15 protein-coding genes and 1 tRNA gene are annotated in these 13,753 nt (G+C 55.4%); 10 read left to right on the top strand and 6 right to left on the bottom strand.

The genetic code is table 11. From position 1 onward, the window contains the following. Positions 1-45 precede the first annotated feature (45 nt). Both QWY27_RS04300 and QWY27_RS04295 read left to right on the top strand, forming a co-directional pair. Positions 46-717, top strand: a complete 672-nt coding sequence (locus QWY27_RS04300) for a 3-oxoacid CoA-transferase subunit A (protein ID WP_290195081.1) — start codon at positions 46-48, stop codon at positions 715-717. A gap of 3 nt (positions 718-720) precedes the next feature. Next, the gene (locus QWY27_RS04295; RefSeq protein ID WP_290195079.1) at positions 721-1,359 is read left to right on the top strand and encodes a 3-oxoacid CoA-transferase subunit B; all 639 of its coding nucleotides are present in this window, start codon (positions 721-723) and stop codon (positions 1,357-1,359) included. Positions 1,360-1,371: 12 nt separating this feature from the next. Here QWY27_RS04295 and cysE read toward each other — a convergent pair whose 3' ends face one another. Together cysE and QWY27_RS04285 are read right to left on the bottom strand one after the other, a co-directional pair. Next, a complete protein-coding gene (gene cysE / locus QWY27_RS04290) occupies positions 1,372-2,265 on the bottom strand; it encodes a serine O-acetyltransferase (RefSeq protein ID WP_290195077.1) in 894 nt (297 codons plus the stop codon). Positions 2,266-2,312: 47 nt separating this feature from the next. Continuing rightward, the gene (locus tag QWY27_RS04285; protein ID WP_290195075.1) at positions 2,313-3,095 is read right to left on the bottom strand and encodes an RNA methyltransferase; all 783 of its coding nucleotides are present in this window, start codon (positions 3,093-3,095) and stop codon (positions 2,313-2,315) included. A 38-nt stretch (positions 3,096-3,133) separates the two neighbouring features. Here QWY27_RS04285 and QWY27_RS04280 point away from each other — a divergent pair, with 38 nt between their 5' ends. Both QWY27_RS04280 and QWY27_RS04275 read left to right on the top strand, forming a co-directional pair. Further along, positions 3,134-3,925 carry an inositol monophosphatase family protein gene (locus QWY27_RS04280; RefSeq protein ID WP_290195074.1) on the top strand — a complete coding sequence of 264 codons (792 nt, stop codon included), beginning with the start codon at positions 3,134-3,136 and terminating at the stop codon, positions 3,923-3,925. 124 nt (positions 3,926-4,049) lie between these two features. Continuing rightward, positions 4,050-5,621, top strand: coding sequence for a TerC family protein (locus tag QWY27_RS04275; protein WP_290195072.1), 1,572 nt, complete (start codon positions 4,050-4,052; stop codon positions 5,619-5,621). A gap of 30 nt (positions 5,622-5,651) precedes the next feature. Here QWY27_RS04275 and QWY27_RS04270 read toward each other — a convergent pair whose 3' ends face one another. Genes QWY27_RS04270 through QWY27_RS04260 form a run of 3 tightly spaced genes read right to left on the bottom strand, consistent with a single transcriptional unit; the run spans position 5,652 to position 7,853 of the window. After that, the gene (locus tag QWY27_RS04270; RefSeq protein WP_290195070.1) at positions 5,652-6,431 is read right to left on the bottom strand and encodes a UDP-2,3-diacylglucosamine diphosphatase; all 780 of its coding nucleotides are present in this window, start codon (positions 6,429-6,431) and stop codon (positions 5,652-5,654) included. After that, positions 6,424-7,062 (bottom strand): peptidylprolyl isomerase, encoded by a 639-nt coding sequence (locus tag QWY27_RS04265; protein ID WP_435433443.1) that lies wholly within the window; start codon positions 7,060-7,062, stop codon positions 6,424-6,426. Before QWY27_RS04265 ends, QWY27_RS04270 begins: the two co-directional genes overlap by 8 nt. Next, positions 7,059-7,853 (bottom strand): tetratricopeptide repeat protein, encoded by a 795-nt coding sequence (locus QWY27_RS04260; RefSeq protein ID WP_290195068.1) that lies wholly within the window; start codon positions 7,851-7,853, stop codon positions 7,059-7,061. Before QWY27_RS04260 ends, QWY27_RS04265 begins: the two co-directional genes overlap by 4 nt. 68 nt (positions 7,854-7,921) lie before the next feature. On the opposite strand from QWY27_RS04260, the gene cysS reads away from it, so the two are divergent. From cysS to QWY27_RS04230, 6 genes are all read left to right on the top strand, one after another. Then, entirely contained in the window at positions 7,922-9,415 is a 1,494-nt protein-coding gene (gene cysS, locus QWY27_RS04255) for a cysteine--tRNA ligase (RefSeq protein WP_290195067.1), read from the top strand. A gap of 10 nt (positions 9,416-9,425) precedes the next feature. Next, a complete protein-coding gene (locus QWY27_RS04250; RefSeq protein WP_290195065.1) occupies positions 9,426-10,085 on the top strand; it encodes a DNA-3-methyladenine glycosylase family protein in 660 nt (219 codons plus the stop codon). Between the two features lie 31 nt (positions 10,086-10,116). Next, positions 10,117-11,082, top strand: coding sequence for an acetyl-CoA carboxylase carboxyltransferase subunit alpha (locus QWY27_RS04245; RefSeq protein WP_290195064.1), 966 nt, complete (start codon positions 10,117-10,119; stop codon positions 11,080-11,082). 47 nt (positions 11,083-11,129) lie between these two features. Continuing rightward, a complete protein-coding gene (gene tilS, locus QWY27_RS04240) occupies positions 11,130-12,125 on the top strand; it encodes a tRNA lysidine(34) synthetase TilS (protein WP_290195062.1) in 996 nt (331 codons plus the stop codon). Positions 12,126-12,168: 43 nt separating this feature from the next. Then, a complete protein-coding gene (locus QWY27_RS04235; RefSeq protein WP_290195060.1) occupies positions 12,169-13,434 on the top strand; it encodes an aspartate kinase in 1,266 nt (421 codons plus the stop codon). 69 nt (positions 13,435-13,503) lie between these two features. Then, positions 13,504-13,597 (top strand) — tRNA-Ser (locus tag QWY27_RS04230). Positions 13,598-13,664: 67 nt separating this feature from the next. Here QWY27_RS04230 and QWY27_RS04225 read toward each other — a convergent pair. Further along, positions 13,665-13,753: IS3 family transposase (locus QWY27_RS04225; protein WP_290195450.1), on the bottom strand; the 89-nt coding region annotated here is incomplete at its 5' end.

Raw genomic sequence — 13,753 nt, 5'->3', positions numbered from 1 at the left:
TATAATCGATCAAATATATTCGTCTGGTAACAAGGTGATACAAACATGATCTCTAAAATCGTGCCCGATTTACAGGCTGCCATGGCTGGCATTCAGGATGGTTCGACCGTTCTGATCGGCGGCTTTGGCGGTGCGGGGCAGCCGCATGAATTGATAGACGGTCTGATTGCTCAGGGCGCGCGCGACCTGACGATTGTTTGTAACAACGCGGGCTCGGGCGATACCGGGATCGCTGCGCTTCTGGCTTCTGGACAGGTACGCAAGGTTGTCTGTTCGTTTCCCAGGCAGGCTGACTCGTATGTGTTTGATCGCTTGTATCGTGCCGGCAAACTTGAACTGGAACTTGTTCCCCAAGGCACGCTCGCCGAGCGTATCCGAGCGGGTGGTGCGGGCATTGGTGGTTTTTACACGCGAACCGCTGTAGGCACACAACTGGCCGAGGGCAAAGAGGTTCGTACGATTAATGGTCAGGATTATGTGCTTGAGGGGCCAATCACCGCAGAGGTCGCGATTATTCGTGCGCATCGTGCCGATCGCTGGGGTAATCTGGTTTATCGCAAGACTGCCCGTAATTTTTGTCCCGTCATGGCGACCGCAGCCAAACTCACCATCGCTCAAGTCAATGAAATCGTCGAGCTCGGCGAGCTTGATCCCGAGGCGATCGTCACGCCCGGTGTTTACGTCAAACGCGTCGTGCGCATTCCAGCTAAAGGTTAATCCATGAAACGTATCTCCAGAGATGAGATCGCCGCACGCGTGGCGCGCGATATTCCAGAAGGCGCAGTCGTCAACCTTGGTATCGGCTTGCCGACCAAAGTCGCCAACTATTTACCCAAAGACAAAGATATTTTTTTGCAAAGTGAGAATGGGGTCTTGGGTATGGGCCCCGCCCCTGAAGCCGGTCAAGAGGATTGGGACTTGATTAACGCAGGTAAACAGCCTGTGACCTTGTTGCCGGGCGGCAGTTATTTTCATCATGCCGATTCCTTTGCGATGATGCGCGGTGGTCACCTTGATATTTGTGTACTCGGTGCGTTCCAGGTCGCTCGCAATGGTGACTTGGCAAACTGGTCGACTGGCGAACCTGACGCCATTCCCGCTGTCGGCGGCGCGATGGATCTGGCTGCTGGCGCGCGCGATGTATTTGTCATGATGGAATTACTCACCAAAGAGGGTCAAAGCAAGTTGGTCGAGCGCTGCACGTATCCTCTGACAGGCTTGGGTTGTGTTTCGCGTGTCTATACCGATTTGGCGGTTTTTCAGATCGAACCGGGTGGCGTGGTGCGTGTGGTCGACGATGTCTCTGGTGCCGGCGCAGACGAGTTGCGTCGCCTGACAGGTCTTGATCTGGTGTTCTAGTAAAAGCCCTGATTACTCATCTACGAGTTTGGTGAGCTTTTTTGTATCCAAGGGCGGTGAGGCATCCTGAATTTTGGAACCCATCGCCTCAAGTGACTGACACAGGTTAGATATGCGCGCATCTTGCCTGGCGACATGAGTGATCAATTCATTTAACACTTTGTTTAACGGGTCACTCGCACCGGGATCGACCGCGTAAGCACTGAATCCAGTCGTTTCCTGACCCGTGGAAGAGCCTTTATTGAGGATCGCCTGTAAAGGTGCCGCGTCCCAATCTGAGTCGCAAGGTGAAATCTTTGTCGAAGTGTTTGTAATATTCACGACAATCTGATTCACCTGAATATCGGCTGCCGATTCAGTCGGATTTGTCTGTGCGGACACTGGTTCGGTGGACTTTTCAATAATGCGTGCGGGGTTGCCGACAGCGGTCGCATGCGCGGGCACAGGTTTGACCACTACCGCGTTTGAACCGATTCTGGCCCCATCGCCCACGAGAAAGCCGCCAAGCACTTGCGCGCCGGCACCTACCACTACACCTTTGCCAAGTGTCGGGTGACGTTTGGCGCCCTTGTAGAGCCGTGTACCGCCAAGCGTGACACCCTGATAGATGGTGCAGTCGTCGCCGATTTCAGCCGTCTCTCCGATCACCACCCCGAAGCCATGATCGATGAACACGCGACGACCGATTTTTGCACCGGGGTGAATTTCAATACCGGTCAGGATACGGCTTAAGTGAGAAATGAAACGACCGAGCCAAAAAAAATTAGCCTGCCAAAGGCGGTGCGCGAGACGGTGCGCCATGATGGCGTGCAAGCCTGGGTAACAAGTGACAACCTCAAGCTTGCTGCGCGCGGCAGGGTCTCGCTCCAGGATGCAGGCTATGTCTTCGCGTAGGTTTTTAAACATGGGTTTGATGCTAACGCATAGGTGAATCTCAATGCATATTAACCAGTTTAAGCAGATGGTTTGTGTCGGCGGGCAGTTTCGATCATCGCCGTACACACCCCGCGCCACATGTCTACCTCGTCGCGACTCAGATCAGAGCGGTTGAATAGATGACGCATGCGTGGCATCAGTTTTTTGGGATGTGCCGGGTCGAGAAACCGCACGGCTTCGAGCGCCTCTTGCCAATGAGTCAGAAGCGCCTGGATGGCTTCGCTGCTGGCTGGCTGACTACCTGAGTCCTTGGGGGGCGACACAGTGCGCGCGCGGGCCGCATGGCTCTCCAGCAAGGCATAGCGCAGCTCCCAGGCCCCAAGTTGCATGGCTTGGGAAACATTGAGTGAGCTGTAAGCCGGGTTGGCAGGAATATGGCACACACGGTGACAGAGTGCGATGTGTTCGTTCGTCAAGCCGGATCGCTCGGTACCGACCACCAGGGCCACGCAGCCGTCCGGGTGTTCGCTGAGGTGAGCCTGAGCCATGTGCGCGGCTTCGCGAATGTCGCAGGCAGGCGGACCGAGCTCGCGTTCCCGCGCGGTCAGGGCAAAGGCCAGGGTGACCGGGGCCAAGGCATCTTTAAGTGTGCCAAAGATTTGAGCACCCGCAAGCACATCGCTAGCACCGCTCGCCAAGGCGATGGCCTCTGCCTGAGTGTTGATTTCAGGGGTTTTCGGGGCGACCAGGACGAGTGTTTCGAAGCCCATGGTCTTGATCGCGCGAGAGGCTGAACCGACGTTTCCAGGGTGGCTGGGCTCGGTCATAATGAAACGAACACGGGAAAAATCGGAAGTCATTTAAAATTCTGCTTTGCTTAATAGAAAAAACTACGCTCATGCACCCGATGCTTAATACCGCCATTAAGGCGGCCCGGCGCGCCGGAACCATTATCAACCGAGCGAGTCTCGAACTTGATCGCTTGCAAGTCGCCCGTAAAGGGCCCAGAGATTATGTCACGGAAGTTGACCGTGCCGCCGAAGAAGCCATCATTGAGATGCTTCGTACGGCATATCCCGATCACGCCTTTTTGGGCGAGGAGTCAGGCTATCAGCGTGGCGATACGCCCGAGGGGGAGTTGCCTGCCAATGAATGGGTGATTGATCCCCTCGATGGCACGACCAACTTCATCCATGGTTTTCCTACCTATGCGATTTCCATCGCGTTGCGTCAGTTTGGTCAAGTGACTCAGGCCGTGATTTACGATCCGGCACGCAACGAGTTGTTTTCAGCGAGTCGGGGAGGCGGCGCATTTTTGAATGACCGCAGGATGCGTGTCTCCTCTCAGTTGAAATATCACGATGCGCTGCTCGGTGCGCGCTGGCCGGGCTCGATTGGTCCGGACGAGGCTTCCCAGCCGCGCTTTCTCGAAATGGCGCGTCAGTGCGCCGGTGTGCGTCGCACCGGTTCGGCCGTACTGGATTTGGCATACGTGGCAGCGGGACGCTTGGATGGCTTTTGCGGACTGGGCTTAAAAGAATGGGATATGGCAGCTGCCAGTCTGATGGTGCTTGAGGCAGGTGGACTCATCGGCGACCTTCAGGGCGAACAGACCTGGATGGAAACCGGTAATGTCATCGCTGCGACCCCTAAAATCTTCACGCAAATGCTGGGTCATCTGCGGGCCTAGGTCTCGGTGCTGCCGACTTTGGTCTTGTATCGAGGTCCGAATATAAATTAATCCTTAGCTTCGTGAGGTGCCCACTGAGGGTGATCAGTTAAGATAGAAGGCTGATCAACTCTTGGAGCCCTCGATGGAGTGGCTGCTCGACCCAACGATATGGGTCGGTCTTTTAACGCTCGTGGTGCTTGAGATCGTTCTCGGCATCGATAATCTGATCTTTATTGCCATCCTCGCGGACAAGCTCCCACCTGCGGAGCGCGAACGTGCCCGTGTGATTGGACTCTCGCTTGCTTTGCTCATGCGACTCGGCCTGCTGGCGGGCATGTCCTGGCTAGTGCAACTGACGACACCTCTTATCGCATTTTTTGGTGTTCAGCTTTCCGGCCGGGATCTGATCCTGATCGTTGGCGGCTTTTTTCTCTTATTCAAGGGTACGCTTGAGTTGCACGAGCGACTTGAGGGCAAACGCCTGGAGGCACTCAATACGCGCGTCTATGCCAGTTTTTGGGTGATTGTGACGCAGATCGTTGTGTTGGACGCTGTGTTCTCTATCGATGCCGTAATCACGGCGGTAGGCATGGTGGAAGAATTGTCGGTCATGATGACAGCCGTTGTTATTGCGATGGTCATTATGTTGCTGGCATCCAAGCCCTTGACGCGTTTTGTGAACGCGCATCCTTCTGTGGTGGTGTTGTGTCTGGGCTTTTTGTTGATGATCGGTTTTTCCCTGGTGGGTGAGGGTTTCGGCTTCAAAATACCCAAGGGTTATCTATACGCAGCGATCGGTTTCTCAGTATTGATTGAGTTCCTGAATCAATTGGCGCGTCATAAAGGTCTCAAACTCGAGTCCAAGCGTCCAATGCGTGAACGCACCGCTGAAACAGTGTTGCGGATGCTGGGTAAGCGTCTGCCCGATGAAGTGATTGAGGCTCAACCGACCCCTCAGGGTCTGCCAGAGCCGATTGCCTTTGGTGTAGAAGAGCGCAACATGGTGAGCGGGGTGTTGACGCTGGCGGAGCGTTCCATTCACTCGGTGATGACACCTAGGACTGAGATTTCCTGGGTCAACCTCGATGATGATCCTCAGGAAATCCAAAAGCAGATCGCTATGGTGCCGCACAGCTTTTTTCCAGTGTGCCGGGGGTCTGTGGATGACGTGGTCGGTATTGGCCGTGCCAAGGAAATGATTGCCGATCTTTTGACGCACGGCAATATCCGTCGCGCGGGACTGCGTGAGCCCATTATCGTCCACGATACGATCAGCATTATCCGACTGATGGACACTCTCAAGCGTTCGCGCGGTCAGCTGGTTCTTGTAGCCGATGAGTTTGGCGCGATTCAGGGGCTGGTCACACCGATTGATGTGTTTGAGGCCATTGCAGGTGAGTTTCCGGATGAGGACGAAACCCCGGACATCGTGCCAGATGGTGAAGGGCAGTGGCGGGTGGATGGTGCCGCAGACTTGCACCATCTTGAGCAAGTGCTTGAGACCGAGGGGCTTGTCAACGAAGATCAGGAATATACGACTTTGGCCGGTTACTTACTGGCCAGATTTGGTCAGTTGCCTGTGCGAGGAGATCAATACGAGTTTCAGGGTCAGCACGCGCGTTACAGATTCGAGGTCATGCAGATTGATGGCCGTCGAATCGCACAAGTCAAAGTTCAGCGCCTAGTTGATGAGAGCGAGGACAACACGGGTTAGGCGTTGAGCGCGTCTCCCGTCAGGTCCGCCTCAGTTCAGATCAAGATCAAATAGGGCGGGACCGTCTTCGTCGATAACCATCCAGCCACCGCGCATCTTGCCCTCGCCCTCGGAGGACTCGCAGTCCCAGTCGGGCAATACCCAGCGTTCACAGATTCGGCCGTCGACATTCAAGACGTTGCGACCCGGACGATGCGTGTGTCCATGCACCACGAGAGACACCCCTGCGCTGCGAATCGCCGAGGCGACTGCGTCGGGATTGACGTCCATGATTTCCATGGATTTGGTCTGGTTGGCAACCATACTCTCACCGCGTGCTTGCGCAGCAAGACTTAGTCGCTCGGGTATGCTCTTTGCCAGAAAGCCGGACTGCCAGGCGGGGTTGCGTACCATCGCCCTAAACTGCTGATAGGCCGCATCATCGGTGCAGTATTCGTCACCGTGGCTCAGCAGCATCGTACGACCGGCAATGGTCACCAATACCTGCTCAGGAAGAAGTTGCGCGCCAAGACCCGCCGCGAGCGCACCGCCCATCAGAAAGTCCCGATTGCCACGCCCGAGCCAGACGGGGATCTGCGCCGCGCAGGCTTTGATCGCCATGAGATCCTGGGCGAGCCAAGGTGGGGCGACCACCGCGACATCGTCTCCAATCCATGCATCAAAGATATCGCCTGGAAGCAGCAAGGCCGAGGCCTCACTGGCGGCGAGTTTCAGAAAGTCACGGAATGCTTCTGCGGTGCCGGTCGTATGCTGGCCCAGATGGACATCCGAGGCAAGCCAGACCGGACCCTTGAGTTCTATCTTATTCAAGGACAACAGCCTTTGTAATCACGAGATCATTGGTGGGCACGTTCTGATGAAAGCCGCTGTTGCCAGTGGGCACGCCTTTCATCTTGTCGATCACGTCCTGACCTTCGACAACCTCGCCAAACACGGCATAACCCCAACCTTGGGCCGTCGGCGCAGTGTGGTTCAGGAAGTCGTTGTTGGCGACGTTGATAAAGAACTGGGCAGTTGCTGAATGGGGATCACTTGTGCGCGCCATGGCGAGCGTGTATTTGTTGTTTTTCAAACCGTTGTTGGCTTCGTTTTCAACAGGTGCTTTGGTGGGCTTTTGCTTGAGGCCAGGTTCAAAACCGCCGCCCTGGATCATGAAGCCATCGATGACGCGATGGAAAATCGTGCCATCAAAAAATCCGTCTTTGACGTAGGCAAGAAAGTTGGCCACGGTTTTAGGGGCTTTTTCAGCATTCAGGGAAATAATGAAGTCGCCCTGATTGGTGGACATTTTGACGCGAGGTGCTGTGCTCATGGAAGTGACGCCTTGTTTTTGAGTCGAGTTGGAAGGAGATGCCGCTTGGGCAGTTAAGGACACCAGCGGAATCATACCGACCAGTGCAAGGCAGCGCAGCGCGCGCAGCCCGAAAGATGTCATGCTCATTTGGTTGAACCCTCAAGTAGTTCTTTGACACGATTGATTTTGGGTGCCAGACCGGGCACACCTGCCTGCGCAGCGTTTTGGTATGCACGCAGGGCTAAATTAAGTTGAACATCCCCGAGATTGGCTTGCGCAATCGAGTATTTTGGATTGATCATGATGGCCATTTCGAGGGCGCGTCTGGCCTGATCCAGTTCGTTACGCTTGACGTAAAGCGCGGCGAGATTGTTCCAGGGCTCAGGCAACTCCGGAAAACGCGAGGTCATCTGCAGATAAATCGCCTCGGCTTCGGCAGGTCGTTTCATCTCGGCCAAAATACGCGCATGTAAAAACATTAATTGGACATCCGTGCCCGGCGTGTGGCGCAACGCCTCAACGGCCTGACGAGCCTCGACGGACTTCAGGGCTTCTTCCAGACGTCCTGCACGGATCAACGCATCGATCCGGTTAGAAATCTCAGTCGGGCTCAGTGGGATGCTCGTATCAACGGAAGGCGCAAGTGCTTCGAGTAGCTTGGCCAAGCCATCCCAGCCCCCATCAGGCACCTTGTCACCTAAGATCGCATTAGGTCCGACAGGGATGGCGGAGGGAAGGTTGTCGCGTTGAGTTCTGTTGGCGGAAGTATCGGTCGGGTCGCTGGCAAGCGGATTGAGCGTGGCCGGCGTCGTGCCACCAAGAGGGTTCGTCTGGGCGAGCGCGGGGAGGTGGGCGAGTACGGACAGGCATACCACAGCTGCGGTCGCAACACCTAGGGAAATGGTCGTGATCGCGCGCGTTTTTTTAACCAGCTTCAAGTCGTAGAACCCTCAATTGCTATACTTGTCGATCTGCATTTTAGCCCTGCTTTTGACTGATCACACGCATGCTACAGATATACGACTCATTGTCCCGCTCCAAACGTCCCTTTCGCCCTGTACAGCCAGGCAAAGTAGGGTTATACGTCTGTGGCATGACGGTCTATGATTACTGCCATCTCGGCCATGCCCGGATGCTGGTGAGTTTTGACGTCGTGCAACGGTGGTTGCGTGCTTCGGGCCTTCAGGTCACGTATGTCCGCAATATTACCGATATCGATGACAAAATTATCCGTCGCGCCGTGCAAACCAATCAGCGAATTGGTGAGGTGACGGCATTTTTTATTGACGCCATGCATGCCGATGAGCGAGCCTTGGGCGTGCAGTCCCCCGATCAGCAGCCGTGCGCCACGCAATATGTGGGCGAAATGCTCGACATCATCAACAAACTCGAACAACGCGGTCTGGCCTATCACGCGGAAGATGGCGATGTGAATTTTGCCGTCCGCGAGTTTCCCGAGTATGGCAAGTTATCTGGCAAGTCGCTGGATGATTTGCGTGCTGGCGAGCGCGTGGCTGTTGCGTCGTCCAAGCGCGATCCGCTTGATTTTGTCTTGTGGAAATCCGCTAAAGAGCATGAACCCGCCGATACACGCTGGGACTCTCCTTATGGCTGGGGGCGTCCAGGCTGGCATATCGAGTGCTCGGCCATGAGCAAGTCACTGCTTGGGATCCCTCTGGATATTCATGGTGGTGGCCCGGACCTCAAATTCCCGCATCATGAAAATGAAATCGCCCAGACTGAAGGCGCGTTTGGCGGCACATTGGCAAACAACTGGATGCATTGTGGCCCGTTGATGGTGGATGCTGACAAGATGTCCAAGTCCCTGGGCAATTTCCGTACGATTCGACAGACTATTGGCGTGCAGAGTGATGAAAACGACTCACCCTCCGCTGACTATCAGGTCAATCCCCGCGAGGCGGAGATGTTGCGTTTTTTCATTGTGCGCAATCATTACCGTAGCGCCCAGAATTACGCCCCGGACAATTTGATTGATGCCCAATTGTCACTCGATCGTTTGTATCAGACCTTGCAGAACGTTCAGCCGGCCTCGCACGCTGCGACGATAGACTGGACTGCTCCGCAGGCAATCGCCTTCAAGGAAGCGATGGATGATGACTTTAATAGTGCGGGTGCTGTGGCCGCGTTGTTTGAGCTCGCCAGCGAGGTCAATCGCAGCAAAAACTCAGCGCTGTCGGGCCAGCTAAAAGCCTTGGCCTCATTGTTGGGCTTGTTACAGCTTGACCCAGTCACTTATTTTCAGAGCCCAACGCGTTACACCCGCCGTGCGATTGAACAATCTCAAGCACAAGCCCAAACACAGGCCTCAGACGCTACAACGCTGACCGAGGCGCAAATCGAGAGTTACATTGCCGCACGCGCGGCTGCCAAGGCCGCAAAAAAGTTTACCGAAGCGGACCAGATTCGTGCAACACTGAAAAACGCAGGTATCGAGCTTGAAGACAAGCCCGGTGGCTTGACTCAGTGGCGTCGCGCCTAAGGTCCTACATATGCCGAGTTCTAAAACCGTTGCGGTCCAATCCAACGTGGTCAAGCCACCTTACTGGGACGAGGCGATCGCTCAGCTGATGCGGCGCGACCGCATCATGAAAAAACTCATCCCCAAGCATCCGGATGTTTTTCTCAAGACGCGCGGCAATCCTTTCATTACCTTAGCCCGCTCGATCGTGGGCCAACAAATCTCGGTGAAAGCCGCTGAGTCAGTTTGGCAAAGATTTTTACTGGAATGCGGCAAAAGGCCTACGCCTGCTTCGGTTCAAAGCGCTGGGATGGAACGATTGCGTGCAGCCGGACTTTCGGGACGCAAAGCTGAGTACATCCTTGATTTATCGACACATTTTCTCGACAAGCTGGTGCACCCTCAAAAATGGGCCAGTATGCAAGACGAGGAAGTCATTACAGAGTTGACTGCGATCCGGGGCATTGGCCGCTGGACGGCGGAGATGTTTTTGATTTTTAATCTGCAACGGCCAGACGTTTTGCCGTTGGATGATGTCGGCTTATTAAAGGCAATCTCGTTACACTACTTTAGTGGTGAGCCTGTTTCCCGTTTCGAAGCCAGAGAGGTGGCCCAAGGGTGGCAACCTTGGTGCACGGTCGCAACTTGGTATTTGTGGCGTAGTTTGGATCCCGTCCCGGTGGAATACTAAAATACGCCTGATTGAATGAGCACACACAGACATGCGCAATACTTTTCTAGAATTTGAACAACCTCTCGGCGAGCTCGAGGGCAAGATCGAACAACTGCGCTATGTGCAGGCGGACTCGGCTGTCGATATTTCTGATGAAATCAGCCGGCTCCAACAAAAAAGCCAGAGCCTGGCTAAAGACATCTATTCCAAGCTGACCCCTTGGCAGACCTCAATGGTTGCGCGCCATCCACAGCGCCCATACACCCTGGATTATGTGCGCGAAATCTTCACCGATTTTCATGAGCTGCACGGTGACCGGATGTATGCCGACGATTTATCCATTGTGGGTGGTATGGCGCGTTTTAACGGCACACCCTGCATGGTCATCGGCCATCAAAAAGGCCGTGACACCAAAGAACGTGCCGCGCGTAACTTTGGCATGCCGCGTCCCGAGGGCTATCGCAAAGCCATGCGCCTGATGCGTCTGGCAGAAAAATTCAATTTGCCCGTCTTTACCTTCGTCGACACCCCGGGTGCCTATCCGGGTATTGGTGCCGAAGAGCGGGGCCAATCCGAAGCCATCGGTCATAACCTGTATGCCATGGCTGAGCTCAAAGTTCCGATCATCTCGACCATCATCGGCGAGGGCGGCTCGGGTGGTGCGCTCGCGATTGCGGTGGGCAACGTTGTGTTGATGTTGCAGTATTCGACTTACTCAGTGATTTCTCCCGAGGGTTGCGCCTCGATTCTTTGGCGCAGTGGCGATAAGGCTCCCGAGGCTGCAGCCGCTCTGGCGATTACCGCGGACCGTCTCAAAGAGTTTGGTTTGATCGACAAGATTGTCAATGAGCCTGTCGGGGGCGCACATCGCGATCCCCGCGTGATGGCACGTCTGTTGCGTCGCTCGCTCTCCGATGCGCTGCGTTCGCTCTCCGGCATGACACCGCAGCAGTTGATCGATCATCGACTCGAGCGTCTGTTGTCCTACGGTAGTTTCCAAGAGGTGCGCGCCTAGGGGCTCCTACCCCAGCGCCCACTCCTGCATCGACTATCCGCGTCCCTATGCAACATGCCTGGCCTGATGCCCCCGTACGGGCACTCCAGCAGGCGCTGGCTACGATCCCTCCTGAACAACCTGTTGCTGTCGCACTCAGTGGCGGCACAGACTCAGTCGCGCTCGCTTTGGTAGCGACCCAGCTATGCACCCGGCCATTATATTTTTTTCATATTCATCATGGCTTGATGCGCGAGGCGGATGCCTGGGTTGAGCGCTTGGAGGAGTTGGCCCGCGTATTGGATATTCCTCTTTTTGTACGCCATGTTCAGGTTGATCTGGGACAGGGTTTGGGCACGGAGGCGTCGGCGCGCGAGGCGCGCTATCAGGCGCTAGCGGCTCTCGCGCGTGAACACCAGGTTGCCGCCATCCTGCTTGCGCATCATCAGCAAGACCAAGCCGAGACTGTGCTGTTGCGTCTGCTGCGCGGAGCAGGGGTGTCGGGTATGCGTGCCATGCAAGACGATACTGTGCGCCAGGGGATGCGACTGTTGCGTCCCTGGCTTCAAATTGAACGCGCTGATCTTGTGCAAATTGTTCGAACCTATACGGAACGCACGGGTTGGCATGCTGTCGAGGATCCAAGTAATGCGGATCCTCAATACAAACGGGGGGCGTTCAGGACGCAGCTTATGCCTGTGCTTGATGCGCATTGGCCTTCCTGGCGACAAACCTTGGTCAGGCATGCGAAGCAGGCGGCTGAGGCCACGCTTATCTTGCAAGAAGTCGCTCAAGCGGATTGGCATGCTTTAGAACCGGATGAGACGGGTAGGAGTTTTGATCTCAAGGCTTGGCGATTATTGAGCCCAGCTCGACAGGCGCTGGTGCTGCGGTTTTGGCTTGAACAGCAGCAAGTTTCCATGCCCGGTGAGCGACGCCTCGCTGATTTAATGCGCCAGTTGAGGCAATTACATGCCCTCGGATATGACCGGGAATTGCTTTGGCAACATGGTTCCCATACTGTGCGCTGCGCGCGCGGGCGGGTATCGCTTTCTTCGGGCTAAAATAGAGGACTTTGCATCTGCCTATCCGTTTTTACCCTAAACCATGTCACTAATCGTTCATAAATACGGCGGGACCTCGATGGGCTCTGTCGAGCGCATTAAAAACGTCGCACGCCGCGTAGCTAAATGGCACGCCGCCGGCCACCAAGTCGTTGTCGTGCCCTCCGCCATGTCCGGCGAGACGAATCGCCTGCTAGGTCTGGCCCGTGAGATTTCAGAGTCTGCCGATGGTCGCGAGCTCGATATGATTGCCGCCACGGGTGAGCAAGCTTCGAGCGGTCTGCTAGCGATCGCGCTTCAGGCCGCGGGCTTGCAGGCGCGCAGCTATGCAGGATGGCAAGTTCCCGTGCGCACGGATTCCGCTTACACCAAGGCACGCATCACCGGCATTGACGACGCACGCATTCGCGCCGATCTGGATGCGGGGCGAGTTGTTGTTGTCACGGGTTTCCAAGGTGTCGATGACGCGGGCAACATCACAACGCTCGGCCGTGGTGGCTCGGACACCTCGGCTGTCGCAGTAGCCGCAGCGCTCAAAGCCGACGAGTGTCTGATTTACACGGATGTTGATGGCGTCTATACGACTGACCCGCGCGTCGAGCCCGACGCCCGCCGCCTGAATGTCATCTCCTTCGAAGAAATGCTCGAGATGGCCTCACTTGGCTCCAAGGTTTTGCAGATCCGTTCAGTTGAGTTCGCCGGCAAATACCGCGTACCCACCCGCGTGCTGTCATCGCTGACCGATCCCGACATACCGCTGGACGAAGAAATGCGTTCCGGCACCCTGATTACTTTTGAGGAAGACGAAAAAATGGAAGCAGCTGTTGTCTCGGGCATCGCCTTTAGCCGCGACGAAGCCAAGGTTACTTTGTTGGGTGTGCCTGATAAGCCGGGCGTTGCCTACTCGATCCTGGGTAAAGTCGCCGACGCCAACATCGACGTCGATATGATCGTGCAAAACCAGTCCGTGGCTGGCACAACCGACTTTTCCTTTACGGTCCATCGCAACGAATTCGCTCGCACGCTGGCCTTGCTGAACAGCCAGATCGCACCCGCTGTAGGTGCTCGCGAGATCGTCTCGGACGACAAGGTCGCCAAGGTTTCGATCGTCGGTATCGGCATGCGTTCGCACGCTGGTGTCGCAAGTCTGATGTTTAAAACGCTTGCCGCAGAAAACATCAACATTCAGATGATCAGCACCAGCGAAATCAAAACCTCAGTCTTGATCGAAGACAAATACATGGAGCTGGCTGTGCGCGCCCTCCACAAGGCCTTCGGTCTGGAAACCGCAGCACCGACCAAGGTCTAAGGCTGATCCGAGATCAGCTAAACAGTCAAAAAAGGCGCTATTCGTCATGCTAGAATAGCGCCTTGGTTTGGAGGCGTGCCCGAGCGGCTGAAGGGGCTCCCCTGCTAAGGGAGTATATGCGCTAAAACGTGTATCCAGGGTTCGAATCCCTGCGCCTCCGCCAAACCTGTTTTTGCAAACCAAGCACCTTCGTGAACTGACCCCATAAAGTTGGACAGTTTAAAAGCGGATTAGGGCCTCAAGGGTTGAGTTCTGTATTGCACAGGACTCAGCCCTTTGAGTTTTGTCTTGATCCGGTCGTTGTTGTAATAGTGAATAT

The organism is Zwartia vadi, assembly GCF_030410375.1.
GTDB classification, from domain to species: Bacteria; Pseudomonadota; Gammaproteobacteria; order Burkholderiales; family Burkholderiaceae_B; genus Zwartia; species Zwartia vadi.
The sequence above is the reverse complement of the archived record's forward strand: the minus strand, read 5'-3'. Positions and strand labels throughout refer to the sequence as shown.

What these genes read in the sequence shown, in the direction of transcription:
- QWY27_RS04300 (WP_290195081.1), top strand. Translation starts at nt 46, where the DNA reads ATGATCTCTAAAATCGTGCCCGATTTACAGGCTGCCATGGCTGGCATT.
- QWY27_RS04295 (WP_290195079.1), top strand. Translation starts at nt 721, where the DNA reads ATGAAACGTATCTCCAGAGATGAGATCGCCGCACGCGTGGCGCGCGAT.
- cysE (WP_290195077.1), bottom strand. Translation starts at nt 2,265, where the DNA reads ATGTTTAAAAACCTACGCGAAGACATAGCCTGCATCCTGGAGCGAGAC.
- QWY27_RS04285 (WP_290195075.1), bottom strand. Translation starts at nt 3,095, where the DNA reads ATGACTTCCGATTTTTCCCGTGTTCGTTTCATTATGACCGAGCCCAGC.
- QWY27_RS04280 (WP_290195074.1), top strand. Translation starts at nt 3,134, where the DNA reads ATGCACCCGATGCTTAATACCGCCATTAAGGCGGCCCGGCGCGCCGGA.
- QWY27_RS04275 (WP_290195072.1), top strand. Translation starts at nt 4,050, where the DNA reads ATGGAGTGGCTGCTCGACCCAACGATATGGGTCGGTCTTTTAACGCTC.
- QWY27_RS04265 (WP_435433443.1), bottom strand. Translation starts at nt 7,062, where the DNA reads ATGAGCATGACATCTTTCGGGCTGCGCGCGCTGCGCTGCCTTGCACTG.
- cysS (WP_290195067.1), top strand. Translation starts at nt 7,922, where the DNA reads ATGCTACAGATATACGACTCATTGTCCCGCTCCAAACGTCCCTTTCGC.
- QWY27_RS04250 (WP_290195065.1), top strand. Translation starts at nt 9,426, where the DNA reads ATGCCGAGTTCTAAAACCGTTGCGGTCCAATCCAACGTGGTCAAGCCA.
- QWY27_RS04245 (WP_290195064.1), top strand. Translation starts at nt 10,117, where the DNA reads ATGCGCAATACTTTTCTAGAATTTGAACAACCTCTCGGCGAGCTCGAG.
- tilS (WP_290195062.1), top strand. Translation starts at nt 11,130, where the DNA reads ATGCAACATGCCTGGCCTGATGCCCCCGTACGGGCACTCCAGCAGGCG.
- QWY27_RS04235 (WP_290195060.1), top strand. Translation starts at nt 12,169, where the DNA reads ATGTCACTAATCGTTCATAAATACGGCGGGACCTCGATGGGCTCTGTC.